20 protein-coding genes and 3 pseudogenes are annotated in these 19,485 nt (G+C 67.5%); 11 read left to right on the top strand and 12 right to left on the bottom strand.

The window, feature by feature from the left end; genetic code table 11:
- Nucleotides 1-404: 404 nt before the first annotated feature.
- From SROS_RS22525 to SROS_RS22515, 3 genes are all read left to right on the top strand, one after another.
- Entirely contained in the window at nt 405-1,301 is an 897-nt protein-coding gene (locus tag SROS_RS22525) for an alpha/beta fold hydrolase (RefSeq protein ID WP_043652629.1), read from the top strand.
- A 55-nt stretch (nt 1,302-1,356) separates the two neighbouring features.
- Nucleotides 1,357-1,584 carry a hypothetical protein gene (locus tag SROS_RS22520; RefSeq protein WP_012891238.1) on the top strand — a complete coding sequence of 76 codons (228 nt, stop codon included), beginning with the start codon at nt 1,357-1,359 and terminating at the stop codon, nt 1,582-1,584.
- A 233-nt stretch (nt 1,585-1,817) separates the two neighbouring features.
- Nucleotides 1,818-2,252 carry a BP74-related protein gene (locus SROS_RS22515; RefSeq protein ID WP_012891237.1) on the top strand — a complete coding sequence of 145 codons (435 nt, stop codon included), beginning with the start codon at nt 1,818-1,820 and terminating at the stop codon, nt 2,250-2,252.
- A 515-nt stretch (nt 2,253-2,767) separates the two neighbouring features.
- On the opposite strand, the gene SROS_RS46135 is transcribed toward SROS_RS22515, so the two are convergent.
- A complete protein-coding gene (locus SROS_RS46135) occupies nt 2,768-3,358 on the bottom strand; it encodes a TetR/AcrR family transcriptional regulator (protein WP_012891236.1) in 591 nt (196 codons plus the stop codon).
- A gap of 7 nt (nt 3,359-3,365) precedes the next feature.
- Complete coding sequence (locus SROS_RS22505) at nt 3,366-3,896, bottom strand: hypothetical protein (RefSeq protein WP_043656397.1); 531 nt, start codon at nt 3,894-3,896, stop codon at nt 3,366-3,368.
- Nucleotides 3,897-4,074: 178 nt separating this feature from the next.
- Here SROS_RS22505 and SROS_RS22500 point away from each other — a divergent pair, with 178 nt between their 5' ends.
- Nucleotides 4,075-4,392, top strand: coding sequence for a hypothetical protein (locus SROS_RS22500; protein ID WP_012891234.1), 318 nt, complete (start codon nt 4,075-4,077; stop codon nt 4,390-4,392).
- 423 nt (nt 4,393-4,815) lie between these two features.
- Here the strand turns inward: SROS_RS22500 and SROS_RS22495 are convergent, their stop codons facing one another.
- Nucleotides 4,816-5,907 (bottom strand): IS630 family transposase, encoded by a 1,092-nt coding sequence (locus SROS_RS22495; RefSeq protein ID WP_012891233.1) that lies wholly within the window; start codon nt 5,905-5,907, stop codon nt 4,816-4,818.
- Between the two features lie 43 nt (nt 5,908-5,950).
- Complete coding sequence (locus SROS_RS54220) at nt 5,951-6,925, bottom strand: nitroreductase/quinone reductase family protein (RefSeq protein WP_012891232.1); 975 nt, start codon at nt 6,923-6,925, stop codon at nt 5,951-5,953.
- Nucleotides 6,926-7,001: 76 nt separating this feature from the next.
- Between SROS_RS54220 and wrbA the strand changes: the two genes are divergently transcribed.
- The 4 genes from wrbA (at nt 7,002) to SROS_RS22470 (ending at nt 10,625) form a co-directional block, all read left to right on the top strand.
- Nucleotides 7,002-7,682 carry an NAD(P)H:quinone oxidoreductase gene (wrbA, locus tag SROS_RS22485; RefSeq protein ID WP_012891231.1) on the top strand — a complete coding sequence of 227 codons (681 nt, stop codon included), beginning with the start codon at nt 7,002-7,004 and terminating at the stop codon, nt 7,680-7,682.
- A gap of 26 nt (nt 7,683-7,708) precedes the next feature.
- Nucleotides 7,709-9,136, top strand: coding sequence for an MFS transporter (locus tag SROS_RS22480; protein ID WP_012891230.1), 1,428 nt, complete (start codon nt 7,709-7,711; stop codon nt 9,134-9,136).
- Between the two features lie 171 nt (nt 9,137-9,307).
- The gene (locus SROS_RS22475) at nt 9,308-9,769 is read left to right on the top strand and encodes a hypothetical protein (protein WP_169369342.1); all 462 of its coding nucleotides are present in this window, start codon (nt 9,308-9,310) and stop codon (nt 9,767-9,769) included.
- 211 nt (nt 9,770-9,980) lie between these two features.
- A complete protein-coding gene (locus SROS_RS22470) occupies nt 9,981-10,625 on the top strand; it encodes a hypothetical protein (RefSeq protein WP_012891228.1) in 645 nt (214 codons plus the stop codon).
- 267 nt (nt 10,626-10,892) lie between these two features.
- Here SROS_RS22470 and SROS_RS46130 read toward each other — a convergent pair whose 3' ends face one another.
- A complete protein-coding gene (locus SROS_RS46130) occupies nt 10,893-11,621 on the bottom strand; it encodes a hypothetical protein (protein ID WP_012891227.1) in 729 nt (242 codons plus the stop codon).
- A 427-nt stretch (nt 11,622-12,048) separates the two neighbouring features.
- On the opposite strand from SROS_RS46130, the gene SROS_RS49760 reads away from it, so the two are divergent.
- Entirely contained in the window at nt 12,049-12,360 is a 312-nt protein-coding gene (locus tag SROS_RS49760) for a hypothetical protein (protein ID WP_148269160.1), read from the top strand.
- Nucleotides 12,361-12,449: 89 nt separating this feature from the next.
- Here SROS_RS49760 and SROS_RS22455 read toward each other — a convergent pair whose 3' ends face one another.
- The 4 genes and pseudogenes from SROS_RS22455 to SROS_RS22445 all read right to left on the bottom strand — a co-directional run bounded on the left by SROS_RS22455 (nt 12,450) and on the right by SROS_RS22445 (nt 14,689).
- On the bottom strand, nt 12,450-13,496 hold the full coding sequence (locus SROS_RS22455) for an alpha/beta fold hydrolase (RefSeq protein WP_012891226.1): 1,047 nt from the start codon (nt 13,494-13,496) through the stop codon (nt 12,450-12,452).
- 29 nt (nt 13,497-13,525) lie between these two features.
- A pseudogene (locus SROS_RS54730) lies at nt 13,526-13,750 on the bottom strand (mycothiol transferase); the annotation flags it as partial.
- Nucleotides 13,751-13,838: 88 nt separating this feature from the next.
- Nucleotides 13,839-14,021: pseudogene (locus tag SROS_RS54725) on the bottom strand (mycothiol transferase); the annotation flags it as partial.
- 41 nt (nt 14,022-14,062) lie between these two features.
- Nucleotides 14,063-14,689 (bottom strand): class I SAM-dependent methyltransferase, encoded by a 627-nt coding sequence (locus SROS_RS22445; RefSeq protein WP_012891225.1) that lies wholly within the window; start codon nt 14,687-14,689, stop codon nt 14,063-14,065.
- A gap of 99 nt (nt 14,690-14,788) precedes the next feature.
- Between SROS_RS22445 and SROS_RS22440 the strand changes: the two genes are divergently transcribed.
- Entirely contained in the window at nt 14,789-15,382 is a 594-nt protein-coding gene (locus SROS_RS22440; protein WP_012891224.1) for a helix-turn-helix domain-containing protein, read from the top strand.
- Between the two features lie 619 nt (nt 15,383-16,001).
- Nucleotides 16,002-17,014: pseudogene (locus SROS_RS47645) on the top strand (IS5 family transposase).
- Nucleotides 17,015-17,033: 19 nt separating this feature from the next.
- Here the strand turns inward: SROS_RS47645 and SROS_RS22425 are convergent.
- The 3 genes from SROS_RS22425 to SROS_RS22415 all read right to left on the bottom strand — a co-directional run bounded on the left by SROS_RS22425 (nt 17,034) and on the right by SROS_RS22415 (nt 19,475).
- Nucleotides 17,034-17,729, bottom strand: a complete 696-nt coding sequence (locus SROS_RS22425; protein ID WP_012891223.1) for an SRPBCC family protein — start codon at nt 17,727-17,729, stop codon at nt 17,034-17,036.
- Nucleotides 17,730-17,854: 125 nt separating this feature from the next.
- Nucleotides 17,855-18,199, bottom strand: a complete 345-nt coding sequence (locus SROS_RS22420) for a hypothetical protein (RefSeq protein ID WP_012891222.1) — start codon at nt 18,197-18,199, stop codon at nt 17,855-17,857.
- A gap of 88 nt (nt 18,200-18,287) precedes the next feature.
- The gene (locus SROS_RS22415) at nt 18,288-19,475 is read right to left on the bottom strand and encodes an epoxide hydrolase family protein (protein WP_148269642.1); all 1,188 of its coding nucleotides are present in this window, start codon (nt 19,473-19,475) and stop codon (nt 18,288-18,290) included.
- Nucleotides 19,476-19,485: the final 10 nt, after the last annotated feature.

The raw sequence follows: 19,485 nt of genomic DNA, 5'->3' as shown, positions 1-19,485 counted from the left end.
TCCCGGTCGTTCAACACGGCCTGATACGATCTCGATCATGGTCTACATGTTCGTCCGTCTTCGGACTGTCTGAGGCGGTGTGTCCTGCCGATCACTCGGTGATCGGCGGTCGAGGCGATCCCGCCGTCAGCGTTGCGGTCCAGACTCCCGGCGCGCCGCGTTTCGCCCGATCCGACCCGTCAACATCACACACCCACCGGTTGACGCCTAGAGCTGCGTTCTGTCCTTGGCGGTCCGCCATGGGCTGATCCGGCACTGCCGCAGAGTCTGCGACCGCCCGTGTCATGACCGGGCTTCGGCGAACTCACCGGTGACATGTCCACCATCCTCTTCATCAGCGGCTCAATGCGCCGTGCCTACATCACGCGTGTTCACCGCGCCTCAATGCGATCGGACTGATCTACGTGTCACCTGTCTCAACCAGCCCCTCCAGCCCTCGGCCTGCGGCCTGCGCCGCTCCCACATTCGTGCTGGTCCACGGTTCCGGCTCCAGCTCGTTCATGTGGGCCCCCATCCAGCGCGAACTCGCGTTGCTCGGCCACCGCAGCTTCGCCGTCGACCTGCCGGGGCATGGCCTCGACGCGCAATACCCGGTCGCCTACCAGGCCCCGCAAGACCTCTCTGCATGGGCGAACGAACCGTCGACGCTGGCCGGGGTCAGCCTGCAGGACAACGTCGACATGGTCGTCGACGTCGTCCGCCGCGTGGCCGGGCACGGGCCGGTGGTGCTGGTGGGCGCCAGCCTCGGAGGGACAACCATCAGCGGGGTGGGCAACACGGTGCCCGATCTGGTTGATCGGCTCGTATACATCTCCGCGTGGTCCTGTGTGGAACTGGCCAACCCCATCGAGTACATGCAGAGGCCCGAGTTCAGTGCCAGCCTGCTGCCACCCCTGGCCGCGTTGAATGTCGGAGACCCGGTTCAACTCGGTGTCGGCCGGGCCAACTATCGCACCGCCGACCCGGCCCTGCTCGCCGGCCTGAAGGCGGCCATCATGGCAGATGGCACCGACCAGCAGTTCCACGCCTTCCTCAACATCCTGCAGCCGGATGAGTCCATTGCGGTGATGATGTCCGATGCCCGCGTCCACGCCGGCACCTGGGGCACGATCGCCCGCACCTACATCCGTCTCACCGGCGACCGGTCGCTTCCCATCGCCATGCAGGACAGGCTGATCACCGAAGCGGACGCGCTGACTCCCGACAATCCCTACGACGTTCACACCCTGGACACGACACATGCCGGGTTCCTGTTCAGAGCGGCGGAGGTAGCCGCCATCCTCGACGGACTCGCTGTCTAGCCACCACTCGGAACCGCCTCGTGTCCAAGCCGGCGCTTGGACACGAGGCGGCATCGTGGCCGCCCGTTCCGACCACCCGAACCCGCAGTGCGAGCACGGCGAGTTCGGCAAGCGCTGCCGCATCGGCCCGGGAGAGGGCCGCTTGGGACCGGACGACGAACGGATCGCCCCGTTCGCCGACCTCCGGCCCGACATCCGCCGGTGGACCGAGCCGATGCGCGACCGTCTCCGACATGCCATGGCCATGCTCGACTACGCCGAACGGCATCCCTGGCCCGGATGACGCCTGGCCGTACCGGCTGTTTTCTGCGTCGTCACTACTGGGATCCCACCACTCGACGGCGCAATTGGCGTCTCCGACCGGCAGGCTGTCGAGCCGTCCTCCCTACCTGGGTCTCAGGGGTAAGCGGGGATCCGATTAAGGAAGGCCAGGATTAGTGACTCTAAGTATTCAATCAACTACATTGAGTTAACATTGGGGTGCAGGACGCACCCCACGACACCGGAGGTGCCCCCATGTCACGCATCCCTACCAAGATCGCCACCGTACTCGCATCACTCGCGATGCTCACCAGCACTGCGGCCACCCCCGCCCAAGCGGCCGAGCAAGCCTACTTCCGGTTCACCGATACCAACGGCTTTCCTCGCTTCGTCGTCGAGCTCCGCGACCCGGGCATGGTCGCCCACGCTCGCAAGATCCTCAGCGGCGAGGAAACACAGCGCATCCACCTCCACGGCCGGATCGTCAAGCGCGCCGTCCCCTACAACCCCGGATGGAGCTACCACCTCGACCCCGGCACCATCAACTTCTTCGACGTGGCGATCGAGGTCTGCGACTCCAGCATCCAATACCTTGAGGAACATCTGGACGAGGCCGGCGGCGCCTTCCTGCCCGGCGGCCACTGGTGCCCATGGAGCTCCCGCCTGGTGGACGAGGTCCGCGCCTCATAAGGGGTCCCGGTAGTATCGGCGAAATTTTCAGCGGATACGCAGGTCAGGGCTTCCTCAAGGACCTTGGGGCACAGCTTGGAAGGTGGGTCGCCGACCTGCGTATCCGTTGTTCTCTGCGGCGTTACCACCGGGATCCCTGAGGTCCCGCCGGTGAGGATCGCGCCGCCAGGGCCCCGCTCGGGTCGGCGCCACCAGGGGCGAAGCAACTTTGCGTGACGGCGGCGGCGGTGTGTGATTCGCAGAAATGGACCAGTTGTGCGAGGTCAGCGCCGCCTCCGTTCGACGCGGCATTCGCCCAGGTCGCCGCTCGCAGAACTCCTCTCACAGTCCGGACGCTCTATTTTGCGGCTGGTGACACGGACCCGAGCGGCGGGCCATGCATGTCGCGCGTTTGGTGATCTTCCGTACCTGCACTCGATCCGACGAGGATGGGCAGAGGACGAACACCCTGGCCGCCATCGCTGATCACCGCCGTCGCAGAGGCACGCCACGGCCTCGTGTCCATGGCCCGGGAGCTATTTCTCACTCCTCGCCTTGGGGGCGGTGTTCCAGAGCCGTGTGAGGAACAGGGTGAGCGTGTCCGCGACGGAGTGGCCGAGCTCACTCGGATGGTCGAGTGCCCATGTGTCGAGGGCGTCGAAGACACCGATGGTCGCTACGGTGATCAGTTCGGCGTTTGGGTAGGGGTCGATCAGGTTGATGTGCAGGCCGTTCACGACGAGCCTGTGGATCCAGGAGCTGCCGTCGCCGCCGGGGTGAGGCCGCCCGGCAAGCACCGCCCGGTCATCGGGGTGGTCGCGCAGGTGCGCCATGAGCCGTGTGGTGCCTGCCGTCACCTGCTCCCACAGTTCATCCTCGGTTTCCACGTCGATCCAGGGACCGAGCGCGGTGAACATCCGGTCGGCCGCGTCGGCGACTACGGCGCCGAAGAGGTCGTCCTTGCCGTCGAAGTAGTGGTAGGCCGAGGTCTTGGAGATGCCGGCTTCGGCGATGATCTGATTGAACGACGCGGCGTCCTTGCCGTCGCGGGCGAAGTGGGCGCGAGCGACGGCGAGGATGGCGGCTCGTGTGCCGACCGGCAGTCGGCCGAAGCGGGGCAGCGGCATGGGTTTCCTAGAGGCTGTGCGCGAGCGGGGCGGCTGGGTTCCGGGTGGCAAGCGTGCGATTGACGCGGGCTGTCATGATCCAGTGTGCCGCCCACAGCAGGAGGGCGATTGCTCCGCCGACATATCCGGCCATCCCCGGGAAGAGCGACAGGATCTGGAACGCGCACCAGCCGTATCCGAGTGCCGCCCACCGCCGGATGAACCCGCTCGTCACCTGCCCGTCAGCGGCCAGCGAGGTGGAGACGGCGCGCACGATGAAGAAATCTTCGGTGAAGTTGTAGGGGATCGCGAACATCCACCAGACCGACGTGGGCGACGCGGTCCTGGCGTCGGGCCGCACGAGCGTCATCGTCCGCTGGAGGACTCGGCAGTACAGCGCAACGAGGCCGAGGAAAACGGCAACGGCGATCAGTCCGCCGGGCATTCCCCACGCTTCGATCTCGCCCAGGATGCCGCGCCCCCACTCTGGTGCCCAGAGCGGATAGCTGAGGAGGATCGAGATCAGGATGGTGCCCGCAGTCTTGACGATGGCTCTCATATCTGAAGTGTACTGATAGTACACACCAGCGGTCCACCTGCGATCGGGAACGGTCGGGGGCAATGGAGAGGCCGGACCACGGCTTTCCGGCATCCTCCTCCCGAACGTGTCCCCAACCGCCATGTAACGGTGCGAGAAGCAATCGACCTGGCAAACGTGCAGGCGAGAACATGGTCCGGTGACCAAGAGCCTGGCCGAGATGAGCGAGCGAGAGTACTTCGCGAACGTCAGACGCCGGTTACCGATGTACGTAATCGACGGGCGACTGGATCGACTGGAAGCGTTCCTCGACGGCTACGACCAGCACGCCCTGCGCCCCGGCGGCCCCGGCCTGCGCGACTGGACGGACAGGCTCATCGCCACCTGCAGTCAGGGCTGGTCAGAGCAGATCGCCGAGATGCGCGCGGCCCGCGACTGCCTGGCCACCGCGATCGGCAACGTCGACATCCTGCTCGACATGCTCAACGGCATGACGGCGCTGCTCGGCGAGGACTGATCCGGCTGCGGTGATCTACCTGTGAGAACTCGGATTCTCATGGGCAATCCGCCTCGGCGGACCCGCTCCGCCTCGCGCGCCCGCGCGTAGCGGTGTCCCAAAGTCCAGAAACTCGGCGACACGAGCGGGCCCCAGGGTGGCGTTTACGCAGGTCAGGTGTTACTCCGTTGGAAATTTCTTCATTGCTACCGGGACCCCGTCAGTCGCCGCTGCCGCAACCGCCATCGAAGCCATCGTGCCGGCCGAAGTCGCCGCCGGCCTCGTCGTGGCGGCTGCTGGAACCGCCCGATGAGCTGGAACCGCTCGATGAATTCCACAGGAACCGCAGAAACCAGAAGCTGAAAGGCGGTGCCCGCCGCTCCGTACTCGAACTCAACTCAACTCCATCGCCCGATACCGCACGCGAATTAACCGCTCACAACACTAGTGTGGCGCGCCTGAAATTCGTCGGCAATATCGGGTGAGGGATTCGAGGATCTCCTCCGCAGTCTTCTTCCACACGAACGGCTTGGGATCCTCGTTCCACTGGCTGATCCAGTCGCGGATGTCGGCCTCCAGCGTCTGCACACTCTTGTGGACTCCACGCCTGATCAACTGGTCGGTCAGGAAGCCGAACCACCGCTCGACCTGGTTGATCCACGACGAACCGGTGGGGGTGAAGTGCATATGGAAGCGGGGATGCCGCGCCAGCCACGCCTTGATCGCCGGAGTCTTGTGCGTGCCGTAGTTGTCGCAGATCAAATGGACGTCCAGTTCGGCGGGCACCGTCTTGTCGATCGTGATCAGGAACTTCTTGAACTCCGCGGCGCGGTGCTGGCGGTGCAACTCGCCGATGACGGTTCCGTCTTCGACGTTGAAGGCGGCCAACAGGCTGGTGATCCCGTTGCGCACGTAGTCGGGGGTGCGGCGCTCGGGCATGCCGGGCATCATCGGCAGCACCGGCTGGGAGCGGTCCAGTGCCTGGATCTGGGACTTTTCATCCACGCACAACACCACCGCCCGTTCCGGCGGGTTGTGATACAGCCCCACCACATCGACGACCTTCTCCACGAACAACGGGTCGGTGGACAGTTTGAAGGTGTCGGCCTGGTGCGGTTTGAGCCCGAAGTCCCGCCAGATCCGCCCGATCGTCGACTTCGACAGTCCGCTGCGCTGGGCCATCGAGGCCCTCGACCAGTGCGTGGCGCCTTTGGGTGTCTGTTCCAAGGTCGCTACTACGACCTGTTCGACCTGGTCCAGGCCGATCGACGGTGGCCGGCCTGGACGCTGTTCGTCCATCAGACCCTCCAGTCGCAGCTTGACGAATCGGTTACGCCACTTGGAGACCGTGTCACGATGCACCCGCAGATCCGCGGCGATCTCGATGTTGTCCCTGCCGTCCGCACACGCCAGCACGATTTTGGATCGCATCGCCAGCACCTGCGACGACTTCGCCCGCCGTGCCCAGCGCTCCAGCGTCGCCCGCTCCTGGTCGGTCAGCGTCACCTCGGCCTTCGGCCTTCCTGTCCGTGCCATAACGACAGTCTAGACTTAGCCGAAGAATTTCAGGCGCGCCACACTAGTCCTCGGTGCCGTCACCGGCCGGTGTGCCCCCGCTGACCGGTTCGAGCACGAAGACCGGGATCTGGCGGTCGGTCTTGCGCTGGTAGTCGGCATAGTCCGGGTACGCGTCCACCGCCCGGCGCCACCAGAGGGCCTTCTCGTCCCCGAACACCTCGCGCGCCCGGTACTCCCGCGTCACCGCGCCGTCCTGAAGCGCGATGACCGGCTCGGCGACCAGGCTGGCATACCACTGCGGGTTAGTCGGCGCTCCACCCTTGGACGCGACAGCCGCGTAGCGCCCCTCATGCTCGACACGCATCAGCGGCGTCTTGCGAACCTTGCCGGTCTTGGCGCCCCGGTAGGTCATCAGCACGGTGGGCAGGCCACTGATCGTGACGCCGTCGGTCGTGCCGGTGCGCACGATCTGCTCGACGTGCTTGCGGACCCACTCCGACGTGCTCGGTTCGTAATCACCAGTCAACGCCATGCCCTGATCAACGTGCCCAGCCCGTCGCGATTGCGTGACCAGACCGGGCCGGCGGCCGTGTGGGTGGCGGGGGCGCCTGGTATCCACGTTGCCGGTCAGGGTGTTGAGGATGCCGGGTAGTTCTACCACCGTTTCGGCGGGCAGGCCGGCCACGGTCTCCTCGGCCAGGGCGCACCAAAGTTGCTTGACCTGGTCGGCTAGAGCTTTGCCGCTGTCGGTGAGTTCGACGATGCTGGCGCGCTTGTCGGAGGGGGCGGGTTTGCGGCGGATGTGGCCGCTGGCTTCGAGCTTGCGGGTCATGAGCGTGACGCTGGGCGGCTCGCAGCCGAGTGCCTCGCTGAGCTGGGCTTGGATTCTCGGGCCGGTCCGGGCGAGCTCGAGCAGGAGCGCCTCCTGTCCGGGGTGCAGTCCGAGCGGCTGCAGAAGCGCCGCGGCCCTGGCCCGGTGGCGCAGGCTCAACAGGCGGATGGCCTGGTTGAGGGCATCGGCGTGCTCGAAGTCCATGGGCTCTCCTTGACAATTTAGTTATGCGCATAACATTATGCGCATAACTAATACTACAGTCATCGAGGAGCCGGATATGACCGTGAAGGTCGCCGTCATTTACTACAGCGCGACGGGCACTGTGCACGCACTCGCGCAGGCCGTCACCGAGGGCGCCGCCTCGGCCGGAGCCGAGGTGCGACTGCGGCGGGTCGCCGAGCTGGCGCCCGACAGCGCGATTGACCAGAACCCGCTGTGGCGGCGGCACGCCGATGCCGCCGGTTCGATCGCCCGGGCCTCGATTGAGGACCTGGCGTGGGCCGATGCGTTCGCGTTCGGGACACCGACCCGGTTCGGCGCGCCGGCCGCCCAGCTCAAGCAGTTCATCGACCAGGCCGGCGGGCTATGGCACGAAGGCGGACTGGCCGACAAACCGGTGACGGCCTTCACCTCGGCGTTCAACCGGCACGGCGGCAGCGAGGCCACGATCTTGTCGCTGGGCAATGTCTTCTATCACTGGGGGGCGCTGATCGTCCCGCCCGGGTTCACCGATCCGGTCGTGTACGCCGCCGGCGGCAACCCCTACGGCACGTCGTTTGTGACCGGCCCGACCGGAGACGGCCCCGATACCGCGGCGCTGGAAGCGGCCAGGTATCAGGGACGACGGTTGGCCCAGATCACGATCCGGCTGCTGGGGGGCGGCCGCGCCACCGAAGCCGCCGCGGACGACGGGAACGCCCACGGAGCCCTGGCCGCAACAACCTCCCAGACCGCGTGAGCGGCGGCGTTAGCAAGGAAGAAGTCATGACAAGCACTGACACCGCAACTCAGCGGGCAAGGCCGCATACCGGCTCCGCCTGGATGATCCTGGCGCTGGCGTGTGCCTGCCAGTTCATGGTCATCCTGGATTCGTCCATCGTTAACGTCGCCTTGCCCTCAGTCCGCGAGGACCTCGGCTTTACACCCACCGGCCTGGCCTGGGTGGTGAACGGCTACCTGCTCGCCTTCGCCGGCTTCATGCTGCTGGGTGGCCGCGCCGCTGACCTGTTCGGCCCGCGCCGGATGCTGGTCGCCGGGCTGTTGTTGTTCTCCGCCACGAGTCTGGCCGGGGGCCTGGCAACCGCTCCGGAGGTCCTGGTGGCAGCCCGACTCGCGCAGGGCATCGGAGCCGCCATGATGGCCCCGGCGACGCTGGCCGTGATCAACACCTCCTTCACCGAGCCGAACGCGCGTGCCAAGGCGTTCGGCGCATGGTCTGCCGCGGGCGGTGTGGGCGGGATGGTCGGCGCGGTCGCGGGCGGTGCCATCACCACCGGCCTGTCGTGGCGGTGGGTCTTCCTCATCAACGTGCCGATCGGTGCGGTGCTGATCGTCGTGGCCATGATGTCGCTGGCTGGCACGCGAATCGGCCGGCGAGAATCGCTTGACCTCACTGGCGCGGTCACGGGGACGGCAGGGCTGGCCGCGCTGATCTACGGGGTCATGCAGAGCGCCGATCATGGCTGGTCGTCCGGGCTGGTCGTCGGGCCAGCCGTGGCGGGCCTGCTCCTGCTCGTCGTCTTTACCGTGGTGGAGGCGCGTTTCGCCTCCCTGCCGATGGTGCCCCTGAGGCTGTTCAAGATCCGGGGGGTGGCCGTCGGCAATGTCATGCTGCTGCTGTTCGGTGGAATTGCCATCGCGATGTGGTATTTCACGTCGCTGTTCCTGCAGAACGTACTCGGCTTCAGTGCGCTTCAAGCCGGGCTCGGGCAGACACCCGCGGCGGTGATGTTCATGGTGATCGCGCGATGGGCCGCCGCCCTGCTGCCGCGAACCGGTGTGCGCCCCCTGGTGCTGGCTGGCAGCGCCTGTTTCCTGGCCGGTTTCGGCTGGCTCTCCCTAGCCCACGCCGACAGCGGCTACGTCGCCAGCGTGCTCGGGCCTACGCTGCTCATCGCTGTCGGTATTGGGCTGACCTTCCCCACCCTGATGGCCGCGGCGACCGCCGACGGTCCTGAGGGCGACGCGGGGATCATCGGTGGCCTGGCCCAAACCGCCAGTCAGGTAGGCGGGTCGGTGGGCCTGGCGGTGCTCGCGACGGCCGCCAGTGCCAGAGCCGCGTCGGAGGCCGGCGGGAGTTCCTCGCCCGCCGCCCTCGCCGTCGGCTACGACCTGGTCTTCCTCATGGCGGCCGGGCTCGGCCTGGCCATCGCGGTGGTCAGCTTGCTGCTGCCGCGGCACCGGCGCGGCTGACCGCCGGCGACGCCGCGTGCCGCACCTACGCCTCCCGGGTGCGGATGTATCTGGCCTGGCTGGCCGAGCATCCCGCCACCGGTGCCGACCCGCTCACCGACATCTGCCCGGCCACCGGACGCGGCCGACTGTCCAATCCGCGCGCGGAGTACCTGTTCAAGACCGCCACCGGTGAGCTCGACCCACACGGCCGCGGCTGGACTCGGCGAAATTTTCAGCGGATACGCAGGTCAGAGCTTTCTCAAGGACCTTGGGGCACAGCTTGGAAGGTTGACCGCTGACCTGCGTATCCGTTGTTTCCTACGTCGTTGCCACCGGGACCACGACACGCTGGGCCTGGTGCCGGCAGTGCTCGTGACGGCGGCATCCATGCCGATGTACAGCCGTCCCGCCGACGACATCGGAACGGGGGTCGGCGGCGACTCCGCCCGCACCGGCTCGCTGACGCCACTGACCGTTCCGCTGTCGATCGAGCTCCGAGCCGCGGAGACACTCCGGTTCACTTCCGAGATCACGAACATGATCGACCGATGGCCGGTTTCCCCCGTGTCTCGGCCGGACCCGGACACCTGCCTGCTCACAGAGATGATCACCGATCTGCAAGCCCGCCCTGCCGAGCCGGCAGCGGGCTGACCAAGGATCAGGTTCCCACCCGTCAACGCCTGCCACCAGGTACGTCCCGGGCGGTCGAAACACCGGAAACTCGCTATGGCGCCTGATGATGTCCCCGAAGTGATCAATGCCGACATAGGCTCGCCACTGACGCCGATCCGACTCGTGAAGGACTGAACACTGTGACGACGCCGCCAACTTCGCCCGCCGCCCTGAGCGCGTCCAAGGCCCGGTGATCCGCAAGCGCGCCGCGCGACCCACGCGGCGGATCGACGTGACTTGTCTTCCCGAGGACATCGTGGCACTCATCGACGCCCTCCAGCCCGGAGAGAACCTGGTCGTCATGCGGGACGGCCAGTCGATCGCGACAATCTCCAGCACCGTCGAGGTGCTCCAAGGTGCCGTCGTCGATGGCGACACGCCAAGGGAGGCCAATGACCAGCCACCGATCGACTACGACAGCGTGACCGTCGTCGCCACCGCGATGAAGCTCTCGACGGCGGCCCGGGTGTCGCTGTCCACCCAACTGGGGGCGGACTACGTCGTGCTCGACATGCACGCGGCTCCCGCAACGGCCGATGTGCTGCTGGCACCACCGGGCAGCCCGCAGTTGATCGCCAGTCTCCGATCAATGTTCCCGAAAGCTCGTGTCATCATCACCGAAGTCGAGGACGAGGAGCTCGGAGTCAGTTACCACGGTCCGGTTCGACGCCTGCTCAACGCCGGCGCCGATGCATACCTGCCCGCGACAAGCGTCCCTCGTTTGGCCAGGCAGCTCGACTACACGCTCACTCATGGGCTTCAGCTCACCGGCGGGATCGCCACGCCACTGGAGATCGCACCGACCACGGAACCATCGGATCCCGACGCCGGCTGACCCCGCTCCTCCTGGCGGTGAACCACGAGATCAACTCGTCCGTCGAATGCCAGACGCCTCAGTCACGGCGAGCCCTGCTCGTCTGATGTGCCCTAACGGTCATCAAGCAGCTGACCAGCGAGATCGCTTGACAACTCCAGATAACGATCGCCGCAGGGGACGGCGATCTCCCCGTGCCCGCCGTAGAGCGCCGAGAGTCGCGCAGAGCCCCGAACGGCCGCAGGCTCTTCTGATCCGGAGCGGGCCCGTCGTCGCCTGTGGAGCGATCTAGGAATCCTCGTCGTCTCTGCTGCCCGCCCGCCGCGCGGCCAGCTCGTCACTGGCCACTTCCACACGCCCTATTCGGGCGCGGACCTCGCTCAGCTGCTCATCCAGCTGCTGGCGCAGCTGCTGCAGCGGGGTGGTGACGTCGGGGGCGGAATGGACATGCACCACCGGGCGGCGACTGATTCCCCGGAAGACGAACACCGACAGCACCGCCCAGTACACGACGGCGACGCCGGTGGCGAGCAGTTGCCCGCCGACCGGGCTGGCGCTGTAGACCATCGCGACCGTACCGGCCCCGTACAGCACCCAGGCCAGCCGCACCCCCCAGGACTTCGTCAGCAAGCAGATCAGCCACAGGATCGGCCCGGTCAGCGTCCAGGCCGACCAGATCGCCTCAGCCCCTGCGGGCAGGCCGGCGGTGTGGGCGATGATGTAGTCATGGACCGGTTTGGTGACGACCTCGGTGAGGTTCCAGTCGGCCACCCGCTCCAGCGCCCACCCCAGCCCGGCGGCCAAGCCTTGAGCCACCGCCAGGGTCAGGCCGCCCAGCACCGTGACTGCCAGCCATATCAGCAGGATCACGGTGATGGTCACGGCCGCGATGCAGGCGATGATGATCCCGGTCTTCACAGCATCGGCCTTGCGGGGATCGTCGCCGAACCGCTCGCTGACCCACGTCTGGAGCTGTTCGTACTGGTCGACGATCCAATCAGCCACTTTCACCAGCATGCGGATCTCCTCGAGGGACAGAGCGCCACAGGCTTCGATCTTTCCCCGCTCTCACGATCCTCATCCGGAGTTGGCCGCACCTGGCCGCAGCCGGACACGGCTATCGCCGCTGAGAGCCTCGAACAGACACCGAACCACCTTCCCCGGGGTTGAGGAACCTGCGGACAGCCGTCAGCGCTGAGAACGATCATGGAGTCCCGACGCTCAGGGGGGCCCGGCAGCAATCGAGCAGAATCCGCCGTACACCCCGCCCGAGCCCTCACCCGCCCCGATCCCGAGCAGGACCGCAAGGCCGCGTTGCGCGCGGCCCGGCGCCGCTACCAAGCCGCCCGCACCGGCTTCCCCTCGCCCGCCGAACCCGCACCGCAGCAGGAGAGCGGCGACCGGGAAGGCGACGTTCGCCGACTACATCACCCACCGCACGAACATGCGCACCGCGACCAATCCCGCCTCCCCGTGGCTGTTCCCCAGCCGACGAGCCAGGCAGCCGTTACGGCCCGAGTGGCTGGCCAAACAGATCCGCCAGCTCGGCGTCCCGACTCTCCCAGCCCGCGGATCCGCCCTCCGCCAGCACGTCCAAGACAGCCCCGTCCCCATCGTCGCCGACACCCTCGGCTTCCCCCCTGCCACCCTGGCCAAGCTCGCCGACAAAACGGGCATCACCTACAGCCGCTACGCCCCCGGTGACCACACACGGTCATCACCGCCCCGGCCGACCCACCGAACTGACGACAGTTGAATACGCGAGCTCACCAGTCCGGAACCCCGATATGCGGGCCCCGATGCCGTTTCGCCGTAAGGACCGCCAACCACCATCAGGAACCGGACTCATCCGTCGAGGAAACGCACTAGCTCCGCAGTGACGAACCGAGGGTTCTCCTCGACGAGCCAGTGCCCCGCGTGCGGCACGTCCAGCGCGCGCACGATGTTGGTCATGCGCGGGGCCGCGGTGGCCCGGATCGCGTCGAGCTGCCCCTGGGCGGTCATGAGCAGGGTCGGGACACGTACCGGTGCCGCCGCCGCGGTGTCGCGGACGTCTTTGCCGAGGGCGCGGTAGAGCTCGAAGCCGCCCGACAGGGCCTCGGGCCGGCGGTAGGTCCGCGCGTACTCGTTGATCTCGGTGTCGGTGAACGGGGACCGATCTGAGGTGCCGCCGAACGCCGTTCCGCCGAACGCGACCTGGGGGTAGAACAGTGCCAGGTACTCGCGGACGTCGTCGCCCACCACCGCCTCGGGGACCCGTCGCTGGGAGTGGAAGGCGATGTGCCAGCTCAGTGAGCGGTACGTGGCCGCATCGACAGCGGGTCCGGGTAGCGGCAGGTCGAGGTAGCCGAGGCGTGCGGTGTCGGCGGGGAATTGGCTGGCGTACTGGAACGCTACTGCGGCGCCGAAATCGTGGCCGACGACGGCGGTGTCCCGGATGTTGAGCCGGTCGGCGATCAACGTGTGCACGTACCGCGCCAGGGTGGCTTTGTCGTAGCCGGTCGGTGAGCCGGTGCTGTCGCCCAGTCCGGGAAGGTCGACGGCGTAGACGGTGTGGTGTTTGGCGAGTTCCGGCATGATCGGCCACCAGCCGTACCAGGTCTGGGGCCAGCCGTGGATCAGCACCACCGGTGTGCCGCTGCCGCCGGTCACGTAGTGCATGCGGACACCGTCGACATCGGCGAACTCGTGCCGGAAGGTGTTTTCGAACTCCGGGTCGTCCTGGGTGGCGACGGCGTAGGGGGGAACGCCGGTCGCGGTCGGCGTGGAAGTCGCGGTCGGCGTGGAACAGGCCGCGGCGCCGATCGTGAGCAGGAGGGTGAGCGTGACGGTCGCCACCGTGCGCGCGGATCGGAGGGAGCGGCGCGATGACGGCCGGGTTGCGGTGATCATGGGTTCCTGTCCTGGTGAAGGTGGTGGGGTCAGCGCCCGGTCGCGCCGTCGATCAGTTCGCGGAGGATGTCAGCGTGGCCCGCGTGGCGGCCGGTCTCCTCGATCATGTGGGTGAGTGCCCAGCGGATGCTGGGAGCGGGGCGGTTCGGCCGCGGCCGGGGGACCGGTGCGCCGAGATCGGTGCACTCGTCGAGAACGTCGTTCGCGCGCTCGATCGTCTCGCGGTAGCGGGCCGACGACATCGGCGACGCTGTCCGCTGGTGCGGCCTGGAACGTCGCCTGCCATTCGGTGACGTCGTCCCTGAGGAACGTCGAGCGGTCGACGAAAGTCAGGTGGTTGAGCAGGCCGAGCAGGTTCGTGCCCGATGGCACTGCGGCCGTTCGCACCTGCGGTTCGGGGGCACCGTCGACCTTCGCGGCGACCGAGGCCCGGAGATAGTCGAGGAAACCGCGCAGAACCTCAGCTTCGCTGCTCCCGGTCCGGGGCGGCGGAGTGTCGCGGCGGCGGCGTACGGTGTTAGGCATGGTGATCTCCTCCCTTCGTGGGGGCGGCGCTGTTCGCCGGGTCAGGCGGTGCGGCGGATGAGCAGCACATGGTCGGTGACCTCGGCGGTGCGCCCGCCCGGCCCGGTTGCGATCCTGCGGGGTGTGTCGGCCCGCTCGACCATCCACGTCGCCGGGTCCAGCTCGATACCCGCCGCGACCTCCCTCGGGCTCGGGTACCGGACGTCGGGATCCTGGCTCCACGACCACGGCGCGGTCGAGCCGTGGTCGACGATCAGCAGCCGCCCATTCTGGCGCAGCGCGTGCGCGGCCGAGCGCAGGACGGCCGCCCTGTCCAGGTCGAAGGGGGTGTGCAGGTAGTGGGCGCAGATCAGGTCGAACTCGCCGTGCGGGAAAGACCTGCGTAGGTCGTGCCGCACGGCGGTGACGCGATCGCCCAGGCCGTGTGTGCGGGCGAGTGCCGCGAGCCGCTCGACCGCCACGGCCGAGATGTCGGCGGCGGTGACGTGCCACCCCTGTCCGGCGAGCCACAGCGCGTCGCCGCCGTCGCCGCATCCGAGGTCCAACGCGTCGCCGGGCGGCAGGCGCGCAACCACTTCGGTGAGGCGGGCATTCGGCCGCGGATCGGTGGCCGCCGGTCGCGCCGCGTACACGCCGTCCCAGAACGTGACCGCATCGGTGGCGTTCATCAAGGCTCCTTCTGTCGGTGTCCGCTCAGTCTCGCCAGGCGCGCACCAATCTGGCACGAAATCTTGCGGTTCTGGCAAGATGGCCTCGTGGACCACGAAATGGACGAAGTGCTCGACGCGGTGGGGCCGCGGCTGCGTGCGCTGCGTCGTCACCGCGGCATCACCCTCGCCGACCTCGCGGCGACGACTGGGGTGTCGGAGAGCACCCTGTCCCGGCTGGAGAGCGGGCAGCGCCGGGCGACCCTGGAGTTGCTGCTGCCGCTGGCCCGTACCTATGACGTTCCGCTGGACGACCTTGTCGGTGCCCCGCGCACCGGCGACCCCCGGATCCACCTGAAGCCGATCCTGCGGTTCGGGATGACCTTCGTGCCGCTGTCCCGGCGGCCGGGCGGGGTACAAGCGTTCAAAATGATCATCCCCGCCCAGCCGGAACCGCTCGTACCGACCCCGCAGACCCATGACGGCTTCGAATGGCTGTACGTGCTCAACGGACGCCTGCGGCTCATCCTCGGCGAGCGCGACCTGACGTTGCCGTCCGGTGAGGCAGCCGAGTTCGACACGTCCTTGCCGCACTGGCTGGGCAGCGCCGACGGCGGCGTGGTCGAGCTACTCATCCTGTTCGACCCGCAAGGGATGCGTACGCACATACACGCCGACCCACATCGGCCGTCTCACGGCGGGAGCCGGCGGTGAACTCAGCGGGAGATTTCAGTGTTCGCGCTTGGTAGTGAGCCTTGCCGTGCAGAAGCCGCGATCGACAACGTTGCAACCGCAGAGATCGACCAGGACGAACGCAGTGGCCACGGCAAGGTTCGCCCCCCTCCGGCGGTTTTCCGGGCCGGCGTCCGAGAAACGTCATCGTTTTTTGAAGGCTCACAGGGCCCGAGCGAGGGGCCTGGAGTGCTTCCTCGCAGGGGAGCGCCGCCCATGCGGCACCACCCAACGTAACCTCTGTCACTCACGGTTATTTTTCCCGTCTCACACAGACCCGATCGGAGGGCCGTAACGGTTGCCCTCCGGCATACATGCAAACCCTGCAAGGCGACAGAGTTTCACCCCTGACGTCGAGTCGGTCAACAAGGCCCATGAGCAGGAGTAGCGCCCGTCCCCTCGTGCGACAGAGGGCCCGGGCGCGGCACTTGGCCTGGGCTGGGACGCTCGTGCCGGGGCTCTGACCACCGTCGCTCCACCCGACACCGCCCAAACCTTGATCAGCCGCTGGCCGACGGGGGGCGCGCGGCTAGGAGCTGTTTGGGGTTTGGATCTAGGTGAGGTCCGGTGGTGAGCCGGCCGCGGCTGATAGAACTCGGATGTGGCGCGCTTTGATGTGACGGATGCCGAGTGGGCGTTGATCGAACCGTATCTGCCGGTAGCAGCCACCGGGCCGCTGCCGCGGCGGGTGCGTGATCAGTTCAACGGAATCCTGTGGCGCTTTCGCACCGGATCCGGCTGGCGTGATGTCCCGGAACGCTATGGGCCGTGGTCCACGCTCTACTCCCGGTTCAACGGCTGGGCCAAAGCCGGGGTGTTCCAGACTCTGATGGACGCGCTGATCGCCGAGGCCGCCTCGCGCGGGCAGGTCGGGTTGGAGCTGGTCAGCGTGGACTCAACAATCGTGCGGGCGCATCAGGAGTCGGCCGGACTGGCGGTCGCCGGGGAGAGTCTGGATGCGCTGGAGCAGGCGCTGACCGAGGAAAAGGGGGCTCCGCTTGCACAGCAGCCGCCGGTGCTGCGGGTGATGCGCCGCAGGTCGCACCCGGCGCGGACGCGTCGCCCGCGCCGAATCGTGCTGCCACGCGGCGTCGCCGCGAGGCCCGGGCCAAGGCTGCCGGGCTTGGCCGATCCCGAGGCGGACTGAGCAGCAAGGTCCATGCCGCGGTTGACGCCGCCGGGCTACCGCTGGCTTTCGTGCTCACGCCCGGCCAAGCCGCCGACTGCCCGCGGTTCATCACCGTCTTGGACAAGATTCGCATCCCCGGTCCGATCGGCCGGCCCCGCACCCGGCCGGGTGCGGTCGCCGCGGACAAGGCGTACTCGTCCCGCGCCAACCGCTCCTACCTGAGGAAACGCCGCGTCAAGGCAGTCATCCCAGAAAAGAAGGACCAGGCCGCCAACCGCAAGAAGAAAGGCAGCCGGGGCGGCCGACCCATCAGCCACGACACCGATCTCTACAAGGAGCGCAACACCGTTGAACGCTGCTTCCAGAAGATCAAGACATGGCGTGGTCTGGCGACCCGCTATGACAAAGCCCCGGAAAGCTACGAGGCTGGACTCTACCTTCGAGGGTCGGTCATGTGGCTGAAGCTCCTCACTTCAGCCACATGATCCGAACCCCAAACAGCTCCTAGTCGCCGGCGCGGGCTTCGGCGGTGTTCTTGAGGTCTTTCAGCCAGGCCTCGAGACCTTTTCCGAGGAAGTCGGTGGCGAGGGGCACGTTGGTTTCGATCTGGTCGCCGGCATGGGTCTCCTCGGTGCGTACGAGGACGCCGCCCTTGACTTCGGTGAAGGTCCAGACGTGGACGCCTCGGTCGATGCGCAGTCCTTTGCCGATCGCGGGCCCGGTCCAGCGGATGCACGTGTGGTGCTGAAGTTGGCGGACGGTGGAGGTGATGACCAGCGTGGTGGGCGGGCTGACGGGAGTGGCGGGCACCGGGGTGGTCCACCGGAACCGCGAGTGTTTGCGGAGCGGGCCCGGGTCCAGGCGCTTCATGCTGGTTATGGGCTTCTGCCAGGTGGGCCAGCGTTCCACGTCGGCCTGCAGTTTCCAGACGGTGCTCAGCGGCGCCTTGATCAAGATCTTGGTCCGGTACCGGATCTTCGCGGTGGGGTCGACACCTTTCCCGCGGCACTGGAGTCCACCACCGTGGTGAGCGCCGGCGTGGTGGGTGGCCCGGAGCTGCGCGGTGACGGCCTGCGCGGCGGGAATGTTGCCTGCGAGTACGCCGGTTGCGGCGAGCGAGATCGTGAGCGCGGTGATGCGCGCACGGGTCCGGAATTGCTGACCGGAGGAGTTCAACAGGTTGTTGCTGGACATGGTCATTGAGCTTCCTGATGAGTACTGAGGAGCCGGGCCTAAACGCCCGGCTGCTGGGGGCAGGAGACGCCAGGAGTCGACGATGCCGTGGCCGCCGATGGGTCGAACCCGTAGGAAGCGGGCACGCTGCTTCAGCGCAGGGCTCGAAGGATGGCCACGATGAGTGCGGCGGAGGCGGCGACGATCAAAGCGACGAACGCGGGGTGAATGTCCTTGGACAGGCTCGGCGCGCCGTCGGGCCGCGTCAGCCAAACGATGAGCGGGATCGCGTAGGTGACGGCGAGGAGCGCGGCCGCCCAGCGAACCGTCCGATCGCGGGCGTGGCGGAGAGCGCCGACCAGCGCGATCGTGACCGGGACGCTCGCCAGCAGGGCGAACTGGCCGAGCACCATCACGGGGACCGCCCAGGAGGAGATGGTCACCGCCAGCGGAGTGCGCCGGGCGGTGCGGGCGGGTGACGTGGACACGGTCGTCATGATGTTTCCCTTCGGGCGGGAAAGTGGCAGATCATGGCGGAGACGGAGGCGAACCCGACTGCCGATGGAAGGGAGGGGTGAGAAACCCTCACCGTGTGAGATCGCCGGGATGGTGACGTACGTGATGGAATGCGGCCCTGATTTCGGAGACCAGAAGATCTGGCTGTTCCAGACCGGGGAAGTGGCCGCCGCGGTCCAGCTCGTGCCATGACCGGAGGTCGTGGTAGCGGCGTTCGGCCCAGCGCCGGGCGGTCGGCCACGGCTCGGCCGGGAACAGCGAACAGGCGGTGGGCACCGTCACCGGTTGTGCGTTCTCTTCTTCGGCGCTGCGTGGTACCCACCGCATGGTCTCCCAGTACCAGCGAGCGCTGGAGGCACCGGTCCTGGTCAGCCAGTACAGGGCGATGTTGTCCACTTGTTGCGACACGCTCACCCCGCCGCCGGCCTCCGGGCGGGTGTCGGAGTAGGCGGCGAACTTCTCACCGAGCCACGCCGCCAGGCCGGCAGGCGAGTCGAGCAGGGAGTAGCCGAGCGTCTGCGGGCGCGTGCCCATGATCATCCCGAAGCCGTATCCGTCCGCGAGATGAATGTCACGCCGCTCCAGCATGCGTTGTTCCGCCGGGTCCGGCGAGATCCGGTCGTCCGGCAGGGGAGAGGCGATCGGCATCGTCAGGTGCAGGCCGGCGACGCGCTCGGGCACCAGGCGCGCCAGTTCGGTGCTGACGAACGCGCCCCAGTCTCCGCCGTGCGCGCCGAACCGCTCGTAGCCGAGCACGGTCATCAGCTCGGCCCACGCCCGCGCCGTACGGGCGGGGTGCCAGCCGCGCTCGCGTGGACGGTCGCTGAACCCGAACCCTGGCAGGGCCGGGACGACGACGTGGAAGGCGTCACTCGCGGAACCGCCATGGGCGACCGGATCACTGAGCGGCCCGAGGACGTTCTCAAATTCGAGGACGGAGCCCGGCCAGCCGTGGGTCAGCAACAAGGGGAGCGCTGTGGGCTCGGGCGAGCGCACGTGCCAGAACGCGATACGCAGGCCGTCGAGGCGCACGCGGTAATGCGGAATCGTGTTCCACTGCTCTTCCCTGGCCCGCCAGTCGTGCTGTCGCCAGGTGTCCAGCAGCATCCTCAGCTGATCCAACTCGATACCCTGCGCGGCGTCCGGCACCGTTTCTGGCTCGGGAAGCCGAACCCCGTCAAGACGGGCCCGTAGGTCCGCCAAGTCGCGCTCAGGAATGTGCATGGGGTAGGGCTCGATCTCAGGCGTTGTCGCCATGTTTCCAGAC

It is taken from the genome of Streptosporangium roseum DSM 43021 (assembly GCF_000024865.1).
GTDB classification, from domain to species: Bacteria; Actinomycetota; Actinomycetes; order Streptosporangiales; family Streptosporangiaceae; genus Streptosporangium; species Streptosporangium roseum.
Note: the sequence above shows the minus strand (reverse complement) of the source record. Positions and strands in the feature narration are given on the sequence as shown.